This is a genomic window from Flavobacterium sp. P21 (assembly GCF_050632225.1).
Classification (GTDB): domain Bacteria; phylum Bacteroidota; class Bacteroidia; order Flavobacteriales; family Flavobacteriaceae; genus Flavobacterium.
This window is the reverse complement of the sequence record NZ_CP192585.1, coordinates 2308257-2325044: the sequence shown is the minus strand read 5'-3', so window position 1 is coordinate 2325044 and position 16788 is coordinate 2308257. Positions and strand designations below refer to the sequence as shown.

Genomic DNA, 16788 nt, shown 5'->3' with positions numbered 1-16788 from the left:
TGTTAATTTCTTTAACATTTGCTTTACAAAAACCCAACAAAACCATAATGTTGTGGTAATGTATAGTTTTTTTGAGTCGATTTTTACTTTACTATACAGACAAAATATATTCAACTAAACCGTTTTCGTGCTGTAAATCCATTTTTTTGCGCAAACGGTATCTTTTAATTTCAACACTTCGGACAGAAATATTGAACAGTGGTGCAATCTCTTTTGAAGAAAGATTTAAACGAAGATACGCACACAAACGAAGATCATTTGGTGTTAATAATGGATGCAATTGCTTGATGCGTTTTAAAAAATCCTTATCTGCATTATCAAAAGCTTCTTTGAAAACATTCCAGGAATCTTCTTCGGTGATATTTTTATTAATTGTACTAATCACCGATTTGATATTTTTGCCTTCGCCAGTTTTCTGCAAATCTTCTTTAATAAAAGCAAGCAATTCATTTTTGCTGTTCAAACTCATCGTTGAAACTGCCAATTCTCTGCTTTTCATATCGACATCTTGAGAAAGCTGTTCGTTTCTGAGTTTCATCAATTGCTGTTCGTTTTCCAATTCTTTGATTTCAAGCAAAAGATTATTTTCTTCTATTAGTTTTTCTTTTTGTTTTTGGTAATAATTTCGGTACGCTTTATTGATAAAATAAGCCATTGCAAGCATCAACAGAAAATATATAAAAACAGCCAAATTTGTCAAATACCAAGGTTTTGAAATTACGAAAGTGTAAACGGCGGTATTTTCAAGAATGGTATTGGCGTATTTTGCTCTAACTTTAAATGTGTATTTTCCTGGTGAAAGATTTTTGAAATTTACCGTCGCTTTTGTACTCCACTCGCTCCATTCATTCTGAAAACCTTCTAATAAGTATTGATATTCAGTATTGATGTATTTATTGTACTCCGGAACCGTATAATTTAAAGTGATATTGTTGTCGTTTGAGTGAAAACTTCCTTCTTCTCCAATTGCAACATCTTTCAAAACTTCATTTTGCTTATTTATGGCGATATCTGTAATATTAACTTTGTAATTTTTAAAAACCAAATCGTCAATATTTAAGGTATAATAACCGTCTGTTGTACCAATTAAATAAGTCGATTTAGAAATTTGAGTAATGTTTTCATATCCAAGCATTGAATTGGTCAGAGAAGCCGGAATTGGAATTACATTTTGTTTCAGCTGATTGCTGAGTTTACTCGCCGAGAAATAATGGATATAATTTTTAGAGAAAAGCCAAATTTTATTCGATTTATCTGTTATCAATTTCCCCGAAGTATATTCGTCTTTTTCAAAAATTGAACTCAAAAGAGCATCTTTTTCAAATTGTTTTGTTTTAGAATTCAACTTGAAAATTCCGCCTTTGTAAGCATAATAAATCGCATTATTGAATTTGGTCAAACTTGCTCGCGTACCATTTTTAGGCGATTTATAAGTGTAAAATCCATCTGTTTTTTGCAGTGAATTATCAACTTTTAATCTAAAAATCCCTTTATATTCGTGGCTTACATAAATTTCTGAACGATTTGCAATTTCAAAATAGCGCGAAGAATAATCGAATCCTTGAATTTTATTTCGAAATACCCATTGATTATTGATTTTCTCTAAAACCGAAATTCCGTAATAATTTCCTTGAAGCAGTATATTTTTATTATTTGGAGAAGGTTCAAATTTCCAAGTTCCTGAAGCCGAAAAAATACTTCTGGCCGTATCATTTGTTACTACAAAAGTTCCCGAATCATGCCCGCAAAACAGCGTATCTTCATAAACAAAAAGCGACCAAACCTGCCCTTTTGTTCCATTTATGAATTTAAAATCACTATTGCTTTGAAGCGGTCTGCAAAAAAGCCCCTGATTTGTTCCGATATATAAAATTCCCTTATAAACCGCCGATGCGTAAACGGTTCCCAAAACGCCCGAATCGTCTGTGAAACTATGAACGGGCGATTGCATATTGATACAATTGATTCCGTTGTCAAGTCCGGCCCATAAATTTTGATCTTTATCTTCAAAAAGCGACAAAGCCGTATTGTTGCTCAAACCTTTGCTTTGCGAAAGATGATATTTTAATTTTCCTTTATCTGATAAAACAAAAATTCCATTCGAAACCGTTCCCAAAGCAAAACTTCCATCTTGAAGACGCTGGCTACTATAAACAAAACTCGATTTTAATTCTGAATCAACATCAGTAACAAAAGGCGTTAAGGTATTTCCAACGAGTTTATACATTCCGTCAAGTTGAGTTTGAAGCAACAATCCTTCATCGGTTGTAAAAATATTGGCAATCGTGAATTTTTTAAGAATTGGATTATCTGAAACCAATTTGGCTTTACCACTTTCAATTTCAAAAAGACCTTCTTTTAAAGTCTGAAAATAAATTGCGTTTTTTGGTGCAAACGATTTTACAACACCATTTTTGGGAGCGATTATTTTGAATTGCCCCGTTTTTGTATTATAAATATAAATTCGGTTTAATGACTGAAACAAAATCCATTGATCGTACTTTAATATGTTCCAAAATTGCTCATCGTCGAGAATCTTTCCTTTTATCTTGTCACTTAACGAAGTATATCTTAGCTTCCCATCCGATTTTCTCGTCCAATAGCCAAAATTCATGTATGTTCCTGTGTAAATCTTATTTCCTATGACCTTTACAGAACGTAGAATCGTTTCGTTTGGCGCAGGATACAACTGCCAATTTGTGCCATTATACTCTAGCAGTCCATCATTATTCGCAAAATACAAATAGTTCTCATCATCTTGCGAAATCATCCAACTTTGATTTCCAGCGCCATAAACTGAAGCCGAATATTTTACAATTGGCGGAAACTCTTGCGCAAACAAGAACAAACTCATTAAAAGAAAAAGGGCAGAAAGTTTTGTTTTCAATTCCAGTAAAGTATTAATTTATTATAAAAACAGTTCTAAAATAGCTTATTTTATATTGATATAACAAGTTTTTAATAAAATAAAGAATTTATAAACAACTTTTTATTTTATACATCAAAAATGGATTGTGTTTTACGTTGCGTTCCTGCGGTTGAAACCCGCAGGCTATGCTTTTAAAGCATTTCTCAAATATATTCTAGTATAACCTGTGGTTTCAATCACGAAAAACCGATTGCGATTATACGTTGCGCCCCAGCGGTTGAAACCGCTGGCTATGTTTTACAAGCATCTCTCAATCACATTCAAATATAGCCCGTGGTTTCAACCACGGGAAACATGTTGCGATTATGCGTTGCGCTCCTGCGGTTGAAACTACGAACTATGAAAAATCTTTTTTTAATTACAAGAAATTTAATTTTCAATATTTAAAAGGGTAATTCTGTTAAAATTTGGAACAATCTCGTTAACTAAACTCAATTCAAAATTGATTACTTTTGTAAAAATTGACTTTTTTTATGCAAATTGATCTTTCTACACTCGACCCTAAGCAAAATATCATCATCAAAGGTGCACAAGTACATAATCTAAAAAATGTAGATGTTGCGATTCCGAGAAATAAGCTTGTTGTGATTACAGGGCTTTCAGGATCAGGAAAATCCAGTTTGGCATTTGATACTTTGTACGCCGAAGGACAACGTCGTTACGTAGAAAGCTTATCGTCATATGCGCGTCAGTTTTTGGGGCGTTTAGACAAACCAAAAGTTGAATATATAAAAGGAATTGCACCAGCAATTGCAATTGAGCAAAAAGTAAATACTACAAATGCGCGTTCGACAGTTGGAACGTCAACGGAAATCTACGATTACATCAAACTTTTATATGCCAGAATTGGTCGTACTTTTTCTCCGATCTCTGGGCAAGAAGTCAAAAAAATACTGTCAGCGATGTTATTGCAGATGTAAAATCACTAGAAATTGACAGTAAATGGCTTTTATTGGCTCCAATTCATTTAGAAGAAGGAAGACAGAGACAGCTTGAAGACAAACTTAAAGTACTTTTACAACAAGGTTTTGCGCGTATTCTAGTTGATAATGAAATGGTTCGACTGGATGATTTTACAGCTTCTGAAATGCATTCGTTAGACAATAAAGATATTTTATTGATTATTGACAGGATTGTTGTTAAAGAGGAAGAAGAATTCTACAATCGACTTGCAGATGCGGTACAAACTGCTTTTTTTGAAGGAAAAGGAATTTGTTTTCTGCAGGAATTAGGTTCAGAAAAACGTTTTTCATATTCCAATAATTTTGAGCTCGACGGCATTACTTTCTTAGAGCCAAATGTTCATTTATTCAGTTTCAACAATCCGTATGGTGCTTGTCCAGTTTGTGAAGGCTATGGAAATATAATTGGAATTGACGCCGATTTGGTAGTTCCAAATACTTCTTTATCTGTTTTTGAAAGTGCAATTTATCCTTGGCGTGGAGAAAGTATGAGCTGGTACAAAGATGAATTGGTAAAACATGCTTATAAATTTGATTTTCCGATTCACAAACCTTATTTCCAGCTGACGGATGATCAAAAAGATTTAATTTGGAAAGGAAATCAGTATTTTCAAGGATTAAATGATTTCTTCAGAGAATTAGAAGAAAAAATTATAAGATACAAAATCGCGTAATGTTATCGCGTTACCGCGGAAAAACAAAATGTCACGCTTGTCGCGGAAGACGCCTTCGCGAAGAAGCTTCTTACGTAAAAATCAATGGAAAAACGGTTTCAGAATTAGTTGATTTACCAATCAGACATTTGGTTACTTTTTTCAAAAATATTGAGTTGAACGTTTATGAAACACAAATCGCAAAACGTTTGATGGTTGAAATTAACAATCGATTATCATTTTTGACAGAAGTTGGCTTGGATTATCTTACTTTAAACCGAAATTCATCTACACTTTCTGGAGGTGAATCACAGCGTATCAATCTTGCAACTTCGTTAGGAAGCAGTTTAGTTGGTTCAATGTATATTTTAGATGAGCCAAGTATTGGTTTGCATCCAAAAGATTCTGAACGATTGATCAAAGTTTTGCTTTCACTACGTGATTTAGGAAATACCGTCATTGTGGTTGAACACGACGAAGATATTATGAAAGCGGCTGATATGATTATCGATATTGGTCCAGAAGCGGGAACTTTTGGAGGAAAATTAGTGGCTCAAGGCACTTATCCTGAAATCTTGAAATCTGATTCGCTTACTTCTAAATATTTGAATGGCGATTTAGAAATTTCGGTTCCAAAAAGAAGACGAAAATTTAAAAATCATATCGATATTATTGGCGCGAGAGAAAACAATCTGAAGAATATTGATGTTACTTTCCCTTTGGATGTATTAACTGTTGTTACAGGAGTTTCTGGAAGCGGAAAAAGTACTTTGATCAAGAAAATCTTATTTCCAGCCATGCAGAAAAAACTGGAAAGCGCTTCTGAAAAAGCGGGACAATTTAGTGAAATAAAAGGTTCTTTTTCTCAAATCAAACATATTGAATACGTAGATCAAAACCCGATTGGAAGAAGTTCGAGATCAAATCCCGTAACTTATATCAAAGCATATGATGATATTCGAGATTTGTATGCAAAAGAAAAATTATCAAAAATAAGAGGCTATCAGGCCAAACATTTTTCATTTAATGTTGATGGAGGACGTTGCGAAACTTGTAAAGGAGAAGGCTCAATAAACGTTGAAATGGTCTTCATGGCCGATGTTTCTCTTCCGTGTGAAACTTGTGGCGGAAAACGATTCAAAAAGAAATTTTAGAAGTTACTTTTGACAATCAAAACATCAATGACATTCTGACTATGACTATTGATGATGCGATTGCATTTTTGAAAAAAACAAGCAATCTAAAATCACTCAAAAATTACAGCCTTTGCAGGATGTTGGCTTAGGATATGTTCAATTAGGACAATCTTCTTCTACTCTTTCGGGCGGTGAGGCACAGCGTATCAAATTGGCTTCATTCTTGGTAAAAGGTGCAACAAAAGACAAAGCTTTATTTGTATTTGATGAACCAACAACAGGCTTACATTTTCATGATATCAAAAAATTATTAGCTTCATTTGATGCTTTAATTGAAAAAGGACATTCTATAATTGTTATCGAGCATAATCTAGATTTAATAAAATGTGCCGATTGGATCATTGATCTTGGTCCTGAAGGCGGTGAAAACGGAGGACATTTATTAGCAACCGGAACTCCAGAAGATATTGTAAAAGTGAAAGAATCGGTTACTGGAGTTTATTTAAAAGACAAACTTTAAAAAAGTTTCTGAAACACTAAGCAACTAAGATTCTAAGTTTTTTTAGTTTAGTATTTAGGTATAGAAAAACAGCCATTAAAAATGGCTGTTTTTTTTAAGTTACTTCTGCTTATAACTTATGGCATTAAGCCTATAGCATTAAGCGACTAAACATCTTTCTTCAAAAGGAACACCATCTTCATCGATGGCAACTAATATTTTTTTCTGCTTTGAAGCTTCTAAAGTAAGATAAAGCCATGCAAACGACCACAATCCTAAAGTCAAGCAAAAAATAATAAAATTCAAACCATGATTTACTGCTTTTCCGCCTTTTGAAAGCACTGCAAAAAGCAATTCATCATTTCTCTCTTCTAGAGTAAATCCATTATGAACTTTGTTTGAGATCATGTTGGAAAATACTTGTAAACTTTGTTCTTGACTAAGTGGATTGCCTTTCATAATCATTAATTAATTTTAAAATATTAATTTATACTACTACAATTACTTAATACATTTCAGGTTCTGAAAAGTATTTCAAACTCAATAAAACACAAATCAGCTGACTTTATTGCTTAATGAACGTATTTTTTTATCATTCTCAACAAAGTATTGCTGAATTCTCAGCTAAAGTTAGTTTTAATAAAATTAACTGCAAAGAAATACAGTGTTAAAATTTCAAACTTAACAACTAAATATCAATAACTTAACCTTTATTCTTCACCTCAAATGCAGGTGCTTCGTAATCTGGATTCAAATAATTTGCCGGAATAGTGGTAGCATTTCCATCACGAAGCGAGTTATAATGAGGCGACATAATTTCTGATGCCTGCTCGCGTTGAATGAATCCTGAATATTTTGATGCAAAGAGGAATAAATTCTAGGCTGTTTTGTTGGTTCTTTGGTATAAACATTAATTTGGTAGGAAACATAAAAATCATCCAAACTAGTTTGAAGAACAAAAGGCGCCGGAGTCTGCTCTGTCATCTCTGTTTTAAGTGCCGCATCAATCAAAGCTTTATGAATGTCTTTCCAAGGCACATCATACCCAATTGTTACTGTAGTATGAATAAGCAATCCGTTTGTAGAATGCCTTGTATTAGCAGAAAAATTGGTAGAAGTACTGGACAACACTGTCGCATTCGGAATTGTAATATCTTCAAATTTTGGCGTTCTGATTCGGGTAACTAGAGCCGTTTTTTCGATTACTTCTCCGCTTACATCTCCGATTTTTATAAAATCTCCAATTCTAAAAGGTCGCATGTATGTTATGACCAATCCAGCAACCATGTTTGCAATGGCGTTTGATGAACCTAATGAAAACAAAATACCAACAAATACAGAAACTCCTTTAAAAATATCCGAATCTGATCCTGGCAAATAAGGAAAAATAATTACCAACATAAAGGCAAACATCAAAAATCGGATAATATTGAATGTCGGCATTGCCCAATCGCTGTAAAAGCCATCAATTTTTATATTCTCTTTTTTAATTTCATCAAAAAAGAATTTAATTATTTTGATCGTATATCTAAAAATTACGATTATAACGGCAATTGTAATCAGACTTGGCAAGAAATCAACAAACCCCATAACTGCCAATTTTGCTGGAGTTAATATCCAACGCAGTAAAGTTTTGGTATAAGCTTCGGTTGCCGGAAAAATACTGAATAAAACCGGAAGAGAAAGATAAACTATAAAAACCAAAGTTAGTATCTTGATAAAACTGAAGACTTTCATCAATAGAAATTGTTCTTTCTCTGCTGACAAAATGCTAATTTTATTATAGAAAAACCCTTTAAAATACTTGTCTTTTCTATTTAAGATTCGGGTTCTAACCCAATTGAAAATTTTGCTGACTGCATATAGCACAAGCACTATTATAAAAATCAACAATGCAGTATATCCGAGTCTTTTTGGGAGTCGCGAATAATTTTCATTTTGGTAGGCAATCGCCTTTTTGATCAGACCTAAATTCCGTTTTGCAATAATGGTCGCCGTTTGATTTTCGGCTTTTGCATCATTGCCTAAGACAGACATAATGATTAAATCATTTTTATAAGTAATATCCTGAGAAATATCAGACTGAACAATCGCTAAGGAATCAGAATCAAAGAAGGAATCCTCATAAAGTTTCTTAATCTTTTCGGTAATGGCACGCGCCCTATTTTCAGCAGAAAATGATCCTACATTATTATAAACATAAAAAAGGGTATCTTTAAAAGGACTTACGGGATATCCTTTTAGCTTCTTACTATGACTGTCTTTTTGAGCAAAAATAAACGGAGAAGATAAAACAAAACAGAAAACTAAAAAATAATTGAATTTACTTTTCATAATTCATTAGAAATAAATTGGTTATCCTTTCTAACAAATATAAAACAAAATAAACTCAAATTTAAGTTAGTTCTAATTTTCTCACAAAAATCATATTAGATTTTAATTCCTACTTTTCTCAAAAGACTATCGATTACCTTATTGATATCAGGTGAAATATTAAATCTATAATTGAGATATACATATAATATTGTAACCAAAATAGATTTTAAAGCAATGCTGATTAATTGGAAAAATGGAAATTCCCAAAAATAAAACACTAAAAACAATACAAACGTCAACAATGCCGAATAGATTGTTTGCTTTGTAAACGGATATAAATCCAATTTTTTAACCACAAAAAGCAGTTTTGCCAAACTATATAAGGTAATCGACAATAAAGTAGCAATAGCAGATCCTAAAATTCCTAAAATTGGAATAAAAATCATATTTAAGATTACAGTCAAAACTACAAGCATCAAGCCTAAATACAATACCATTCTGTAATATTTGGTATTAAAGATAATAGCGTTGTTGTTTCCTAAAATCAAGTCAAAATATTTCGATAATCCAATCATGAATACAACAACGATTCCGCCACTGTATTCCTTAGGAACTAATTCATAAAGCTGATTGATATTCACAAATATGCAAAGCATCACAAATCCGCCTACGATTTGCAAATTAATAGACGTTTTTTTGTAAAGTGAATTCAAGTCGTCGTGTTTGTTTTCATGCATCAGTTTTGCTGTGATTGGGTAAACAATTTGATGCATCGCGCGACTCGGAACTGAAATTACCAAAGCAATGTAAGTTGCAACCGAATAATAAGCAATATTTTCGATTTTCATGTATTGATTCAACATCAGCTTGTCACCATCCAAAAGCAAATTGGCAACACTTCCTGAGAGAATAATATAAAATGTATATTCCATTACCGCTTTTACATTGTCAGGAATGGTAATTTGAAAATTTGGTCTTTTGATATAAAATGCATAAAACATTGTGATCAAAAATGCAAAAAAGTAGATTCCGGCTGTTATATAGACAAAACCAACCAATGAAATCCAATTAAAATACAAACCAATCAAAGCAACAGTCGAAAGCAACCTTAAACCAACTTCTTTAATGAAATTTCCAAAAACAGAATGCATATGAACTCTTGCCCAAGCGTAAAAAATCTCAAAATAAGCCATACAAATTCCAATAAACGGAATCAAGTACATAAATTCCTTTACAACTGGATTTTTCTTGGTTACAAAAGCCGTAATATCATCAAAGAAAAATATACCAATTATTCCTAAGGGAATACACATCAAAATAGGAAATAAGGCCGTAAAAGATAAAAATTGTTCTCGTTTTTCTTCTGTATCATACTGCGAATAAAACTTGACCAAGGTATTTTGCATTCCGATCGCAAATAAAGGCATGATCACATTTGCCGCCGATGTGATGTAATTTGTTAATGCATAATATGTTGCACCCAAAAAAACTGGATACAAATAAAGTGTATTAATGGCTCCAATAGCGAAACCTATGTAGGTTATGATTGTATTTTTAAAAGATTGGTTTAAAACAATACCCATTTCTTGATTGCAGAGTTTAGATTGTAGAGTTTAGATTTTTGATTTCTGCTCTCCTTTTATTTTGAAATTGTTATTTTACTGAATTAATTGCGCTAATTGTTTCGTCAAGTTTTTTCGGGAATATTGCTGTAAACCAATTCCATGCGATTGCAATTTCCCTTCTAAAAATTGATTATAAAAGTCCAAAATTACACTTTTTAATTTCGCTTTTTCAGAATAATCAAAAAATACTCCAGTATTTGTCTGTGTAACAATATCTGCAAAGTCAGAACCTTCTGGTCCAATTGCAATTATCGGACGGTTTGAGACCATATATTCGAATAATTTTCCTGGAATAATGCTTTTAGTATCTTCTGAATTAATTTCTATTAAAAGCAAAACCTGAGATTTTCTTTGGTGTTCAACCGCTTCTTTATGCGAAACGTAACCAACTAAATTCAAATAATCATTTAATTGATGTTCCTTAATTGCATCTAGAACTTCCTGACTTACGGCTCCAATTAATTTAATTTCTAAATGAGTTTTAAATTCAGGAATCTCTTGCGGCAATTCTACCAAAACTTCCCATAAAAAAGGAGGATTTCTATCAGATAAAAAAGAGCCAATATGTGCTAAAGTGAATTTACTGTCTAAAGTTTGTTTATCTACCGTTTCAACATCATAACCATTTGTAATTACCGTAATTGGTTTATTGGTAATTGCTTCAAATTCGGTTTTTGTTGTTTTGCTTGTTACAATAATTTCATCTGCCGAATTAAGAACCTTATGCTCTAAATTTTTATGCTTTTTCTCGGCGTAAGAAGATAGACGAAGCGCTTTATGATAGCCAATTGTCGTCCAAGGGTCACGAAAATCGGCAAACCATTTTACATTTAGTTTTTCTTTTAATTCTAAACCAATTAAATGCAGACTATGTGGCGGTCCCGAAGTTACAATCGTATCGATATTATTCTCTTTGATGTATTTTTCGAGATAAGAAACAGAAGGTTTTACCCAAAAAACACGTGCGTCGGGAATAAAAAGATTACCACGAATCCAAAGAAACGTTTTGTCTAAAAATGTCTGCTTTTTTTATGCGGAAATATCCCAGAACTAATTTTCTTAGTCTTATTTTTTGAAAATATAGAAGCCAATTGATAAGGCTCCCAAATTTTATTCTTCAAAATAATTACCTTGTCAGATATTTCACTTACTAATCCTTCATCAACTATAGGATATGTTGGGTTTTCAGGAATATATACAATAGGTTGAACATCAAACTCAGGCAGATATTTAGTAAATTTCAGCCATCGTTGCACGCCAGGTCCACCTGCAGGCGGAAAGTAATAGGTAATTATTAAGAGCTTTTTTTGTTCCAAGAAAAAGGGGGTTAATATTTAAGTTTATAAACTGTAAAAATATTTTGATTGATTTTTAATTGAGATTTCATTTACTTTCTTCAATGTGCTGGAAACTTCAATAAGTATCATTAAACGCTCTAATCTTTCTAAATAAGAAAGTGACTTAATTTCAGCAATTCTTTTGGCTTCCAATTCTTTTGGAGAACCAAAATTTAATACAATCTTTTCCATCACTTAAGTTTTAAAATAAACTAAAACAAAGATACAAAACCATTTACGAATCTAATTTGGTAAATCGCATCCTCTACTATTATTCCTTTTTAGTTTTTTTACTTTCAAAATAAATCCCACCAATCAAAAGCAAAAACATTCCAATTGAACTAGCCAAAGTAATTGTTCCTCCAGTTTTAATTACCTGTGGTTCAAATTTAAATTCAATCGTATGTTTTCCACCAGGAATTTCCATTGCTCTCAAAACATAATCAACAGGGAAATGATCAGTCAACTTGCCGTCAACATATGCATTCCAACCATTTTTATAATACATTTCAGAGAAAACAGCCAAACCATCATTCGTGCTATTAGACTGATATTTAATATAATTCGGCTTATATTCTACAACTTTAATCGTTCCAGTTGTGTCCCATTGCTTTTTCATACGAGCATTTTTAAATTTGGCTTCGTGCTCATGAACATTGAAAACAGCAACTTGTTTTGTATCGATATGATCTAAAGCTTTCATTACATCATCTGGTTTGTTTACCAATTTTACAGTACTTACAAACCAAGCATTTCCGTTTGCTTCAGGATTTATAGTTGGGATTTCTTTTCCTTCTTTATCTGTCTGGATTACATACTTAACATTCAACATATTAAGCACTTCTAGATTATTCTTCGCAATTTGATAATCAAAAAGTTGTTGCATTCTTCGAGGTTTTGCGGCGTGATAACCTCCAATAGAATTATGAAAATATGATGCACGTGCACTAGACATATTTCCGCTTACTTCAAAAACTCTATAATGCGTTGTATCTTCTAAAATCTTAGCATCGGCAGGAGTTTCCTGAAATGGTGTCGCGATTTGAACTGGACTAACAAAATCTTTAGCCGACACATATTTTTTATCAACAAAAAACAAATCAAAAATCATTAAAAGCGCAACAATAACTAATGCCGTAGTCTGAGAAAATTTATTTTTGATAAACAACCATAAAACTCCAAAAGTCACTACAATAAAGAATCCTGAACGAAGTAAATCTGCTGAATACAAAGACATTCTATCTTCTTTTAAAGCATCTACAAAATCAGGCCCATACGTTTCCATGTAATAACTATCACCACTTCCTGAAAAATGGAAGAAACCTTTGGCAATTACTAAAATCAAAATAACACCTAATCCAAAAACTCCTGTTTGAACAAGCGCTTTTTGTTGCAATTTTGGTTCTTCTTTCGCTTTAAAGAAAGATTGAATTCCCATTACAGCAAGTACAGGCATACACAATTCAAGAATAACCTGAATCGATGAAACTGCTCTAAACTTATCATACATCGGAACATAATCAATAAAAAAGTCTGTCAGTACAGCGAAATTTTTACCCCATGAAAGTATAAGTGAAAATAATGTTCCTGCAAGGAATACATATTTTATTTTTCGATCATCAATAAATAGAGCCAAAACAGCCAAAAAGAAAACTACAGCACCAATATAAGCTGGCGCGGCAACAATAGGTTGATCACCCCAATACGTTGGCATTCCAGACACAAAGTTTTCTGCATCTGTAGTTGGAACTCCATGCTCAATCATAAATGAATACATTCGGCTGTCTGTACCCACATTTTCATGATTTGAACCTCCAAAAAGTCTTGGTGCAATCAAGTTGAAACTTTCTGCAATTCCATAACTGTATTCTGTAATATATTCTCTGCTTAAAGCATTTTCGTTTTCTTTTTTAGTTCCATCAGGATTAAAAGTCAACTCACTATTGCTTCTTGTACTGAATTTAGCATATTCACTAGTCGCTAATAAATTTCCTGCATTAGCACCAATAGCAAAAATTCCGGCTACTGCCAATGTTCCAATCGAAATTAAAAGTGGCTTGTATTCTTTATCTTTTATAAAATTAAAGGCATAATATCCTGAAAGAATCAATAAGAAAATTAAAAGATAATACGTCATCTGAAAGTGATTGGCATTTACTTCTAACGCAACCGCAAACATGGTGAGCAAACCTCCCCAAATGTATTTTTTTGAAAAACGAGTATAAATCCGGCAATAACCAGTGGCATATATGCAATGGCGTGCGCTTTTGCATTATGACCAACGCCAAGAATGATAATCAAATAAGTAGAAAATCCAAACGCAATCGCGCCAATAAAAGCTTTTAAAGGATCTGTTTTTAAAACCAATAACAGACCATAAAAACCTAAGAAATATAGAAATAGATAATCAGCCGGTCTTGGTAAAAAACGTAAAGCATCATCAATTTTACCTACAAAATCGTATGGGTAATTTGCTCCTAGCTGATAGGTCGGCATTCCGCCAAAAGCAGAATTTGTCCAATAAGGCTCAGCGTGTTCTGCGGCTCTGAAGTCGTTCTGCTCTTTTGCCATTCCGGTATATTGAGCAATATCTGACTGGAAAATTTGTTTTCCTTGCAGAACTGGATAAAAATAAATTAATGAAACAAGGATAAAGCCCAGTACTACAAGGGCGTGCGGATAGAACTTATTTACTATTTTCAATTTTGGCTGGTTTGGTTAAATGATGAATCCTACTTTGTCAGGATACAAACTTAATCTATTTCTTCGTAATCAACATAATCACCCACTTTTTTGGTTTCGCGAGGATTTTTTGCATTCGCAGTGTTGATGATTATCTCATCATTGTTATTGTTTTGGGTTCTTTGCCAAGAATTGTCTTGGCTATATTGTTGTTGTCTCTGAAAATTTTCGCCTGCTTTTTCAACCGCTTTTTTCACCAATACTGGCAAAAAGATTCTAGCTAAAAATTTGAAAATATAATAAAACGCAATGATCCACATTATCGTTTTAAACAAATTTGTAAAAGATGCTTCTTGCATAACTATATAATTTTTGCCAAAATTAGTAAATCCGCTGTTTAAAATTAAAATATCAATCTTAAATAAATAATAAAATATAGTACATTTGAAATGCGTTATAGCTTTTTAATCAAAAAATACATTTATGTTGAAAATTAAAAACTTACTCATTGCTTCGCTTTTTTTGTGCCCCAATTCTTTTTCGGACAATACACTGATGTTATAAATTCAAATCGCCCAGGCGAAACAATGTCGGCTTACGCTGTCGGAAAATCAGTCATTCAAGGCGAACTCGGGATTTACGGAATCAAAGAAAAGCACGATTTATTAGATTATGATGCAAGCGGTTTTGGAACCGATTTTACGCTTAGATACGGCGCTTTTTTAGAGCAACTGGAGTTTGTTTTAGACGTACAATATCAAATGGAAAACTTTGACACTCCGTACACTAGCTACAAGAAAAACAATTTCAGACAAACCGTTTTAGGAGCTAAGTATTTAATTTACGATCCTTATAAAAATTACAAAAGAGAAGCCAATATTTACAGTTATAAAGCCAATCATGCTTTCAATTGGCATGAATTAATTCCTGCAGTTTCTATATTTGCAGGAGCAAATTTTGTTGGCGCAGATAATCCTTATTATTTTTCTGCAAACAGCGAAATATCTCCTAAAGTTGCTTTGGTAACCCAAAACTTATTTGGAGGTGGAAGATGGGTTTTTGTAACTAATATTATCGCAGATTATATTGGAACAGACTATCCAAGTTATGGATATATTTTAACTTTGACTCATGGATTTAATGACAAATGGTCTGGATTTGTAGAAAATCAAGGATATAAAAGCGATTTTTACAGCGATGCCATCGTTCGTGGCGGTGTCGCTTACTTGCTTTCACGAAATATGCAAGTTGATGCTTCTATCAGCACAAACTTCAAGAATACGCCTTCAATATTATATGGAGGAGTTGGTATTTCTTGGCGTTACGACGGCTGGTATCAGGAAAAATTAACAGCAGTAAAAAACAAAGAAAAGGCAGATAAGAATTCTGACAACAAAAAAGACATTGATTATCAAGCAAAAGAAAGAAAACGAAAAGCTAAATACGAATAAATTCAAACTTAAGTCTCTATAAGAGAATCTTAATAATATCACTTTAATGATTACAATAAAAGAAGCCAAAACTAAAAAAGAATTAACTGAATATATCAAATTCCCATTTTCACTTTATAAGGACAATCCGTATTGGGTACCGCCTATTATTGCCGATGAATTGGAATCTTTTGACAAAACCAAAAACCCAGCTTTTGATAATGCCGAAGCTTATTTTTATATTGCCTATAGAAATAATGAACCTGTTGGCCGAATTACTGCAATTATCAATTGGGCAGAAGTTAACAATCAGCATAAAAGAAAAGTGCGTTTTGGCTGGTTTGACGTTATTGATGATATTGAAGTGACAAAAGCATTGCTTGAAAAAGTATATGAATTAGGAAGAAAACACAATTTAGAACATGCCGAAGGCCCAATGGGTTTTTCAAACTTAGACAAAGTGGGTGTTTTGACCGAAGGCTATGACCAAGTTGGAACTATGATTACATGGTACAATCATCCGTATTATGTTACGCATTTGGAACAACTAGGTTTCCAAGTCGAAAAACAATTTATCGAAAGCATCTTTCCTTTTTCAAATGTAAAACCTGAGTTTTTCCAAAAAGCTCAAGAATTAATCAAAAAACGATACGGATTAAAACCACTTACATTTACGAAAACAAAAGACATTATGCCTTATGTTGACGAAATGTTTGACTTGTTCAATGAATCGTACGAAAAACTAGCATCATTTGTAGCTATTTCTGATGTGCAGAAAGAATATTTCAAAAAGAAATACATTGGTTTCATCAATCCAGAATACATCAAATTTGTAGTTGACAAAGACGATAAATTAGTAGCTTTTAGTATTGTAATGCCAAGTTTTGTTGAAGCTTTGCAGAAGATTAAAGGAAAATTATTTCCGTTTGGATTTCTTCAATTATTAAAAGCTAAAAAACACAGTAAAGATGTTGTTTTTTACCTAATTGGAGTTCGACCAGAATATCAAAACAAAGGAGTCACTGCTATAATTTTTGATGAATATTACAAGACTTTTTCTGCAAAAGGAATTCAGACTTGTATTAGAACCCCTGAATTATTAGAGAACAATGCAATTCACCTTCTTTGGAAAAACTTTGATCCAACTATTCATTGCCAAAGAAAAACATATTTGAAGAATCTTTAGTTTTAGTTTTCAGTCGCAGTTTTAAGTTTTAAT

At 32.7% G+C, this 16788-nt stretch carries 8 protein-coding genes and 3 pseudogenes; 3 read left to right on the top strand and 8 right to left on the bottom strand.

What is annotated here, in order from left to right; translation table 11 throughout:
• Positions 1 to 91 precede the first annotated feature (91 nt).
• Positions 92 to 2887 (bottom strand): triple tyrosine motif-containing protein, encoded by a 2796-nt coding sequence (locus ACQ9BO_RS11480; protein WP_431244809.1) that lies wholly within the window; start codon positions 2885 to 2887, stop codon positions 92 to 94.
• 515 nt (positions 2888 to 3402) lie between these two features.
• Between ACQ9BO_RS11480 and uvrA the strand changes: the two are divergent.
• Positions 3403 to 6200 (top strand): annotated as a pseudogene (gene uvrA, locus ACQ9BO_RS11475) (excinuclease ABC subunit UvrA).
• 138 nt (positions 6201 to 6338) lie between these two features.
• Here the strand turns inward: uvrA and ACQ9BO_RS11470 are convergent.
• From ACQ9BO_RS11470 to ACQ9BO_RS11440, 7 genes and pseudogenes are all read right to left on the bottom strand, one after another.
• Positions 6339 to 6638 (bottom strand): hypothetical protein, encoded by a 300-nt coding sequence (locus tag ACQ9BO_RS11470; RefSeq protein WP_026729185.1) that lies wholly within the window; start codon positions 6636 to 6638, stop codon positions 6339 to 6341.
• A gap of 291 nt (positions 6639 to 6929) precedes the next feature.
• Positions 6930 to 8513, bottom strand: coding sequence for a mechanosensitive ion channel family protein (locus ACQ9BO_RS11465; RefSeq protein WP_431244808.1), 1584 nt, complete (start codon positions 8511 to 8513; stop codon positions 6930 to 6932).
• Positions 8514 to 8608: 95 nt separating this feature from the next.
• Positions 8609 to 10078: a polysaccharide biosynthesis C-terminal domain-containing protein gene (locus ACQ9BO_RS11460; RefSeq protein ID WP_431244807.1), complete on the bottom strand. Its 1470-nt coding sequence runs from the start codon at positions 10076 to 10078 to the stop codon at positions 8609 to 8611.
• 75 nt (positions 10079 to 10153) lie between these two features.
• Positions 10154 to 11436: pseudogene (locus ACQ9BO_RS11455) on the bottom strand (glycosyltransferase family 4 protein).
• Positions 11437 to 11460: 24 nt separating this feature from the next.
• Positions 11461 to 11649 carry a hypothetical protein gene (locus tag ACQ9BO_RS11450; protein ID WP_431244806.1) on the bottom strand — a complete coding sequence of 63 codons (189 nt, stop codon included), beginning with the start codon at positions 11647 to 11649 and terminating at the stop codon, positions 11461 to 11463.
• Between the two features lie 79 nt (positions 11650 to 11728).
• Positions 11729 to 14160, bottom strand: a pseudogene (locus tag ACQ9BO_RS11445) (YfhO family protein).
• 50 nt (positions 14161 to 14210) lie between these two features.
• A complete protein-coding gene (locus ACQ9BO_RS11440; RefSeq protein ID WP_026729181.1) occupies positions 14211 to 14498 on the bottom strand; it encodes a DUF4834 family protein in 288 nt (95 codons plus the stop codon).
• Positions 14499 to 14726: 228 nt separating this feature from the next.
• Between ACQ9BO_RS11440 and ACQ9BO_RS11435 the strand changes: the two genes are divergently transcribed.
• Together ACQ9BO_RS11435 and ACQ9BO_RS11430 are read left to right on the top strand one after the other, a co-directional pair.
• Positions 14727 to 15590, top strand: a complete 864-nt coding sequence (locus tag ACQ9BO_RS11435) for a transporter (RefSeq protein ID WP_431244805.1) — start codon at positions 14727 to 14729, stop codon at positions 15588 to 15590.
• A gap of 46 nt (positions 15591 to 15636) precedes the next feature.
• Entirely contained in the window at positions 15637 to 16755 is a 1119-nt protein-coding gene (locus tag ACQ9BO_RS11430) for a GTP cyclohydrolase (protein WP_431244804.1), read from the top strand.
• Positions 16756 to 16788: the final 33 nt, after the last annotated feature.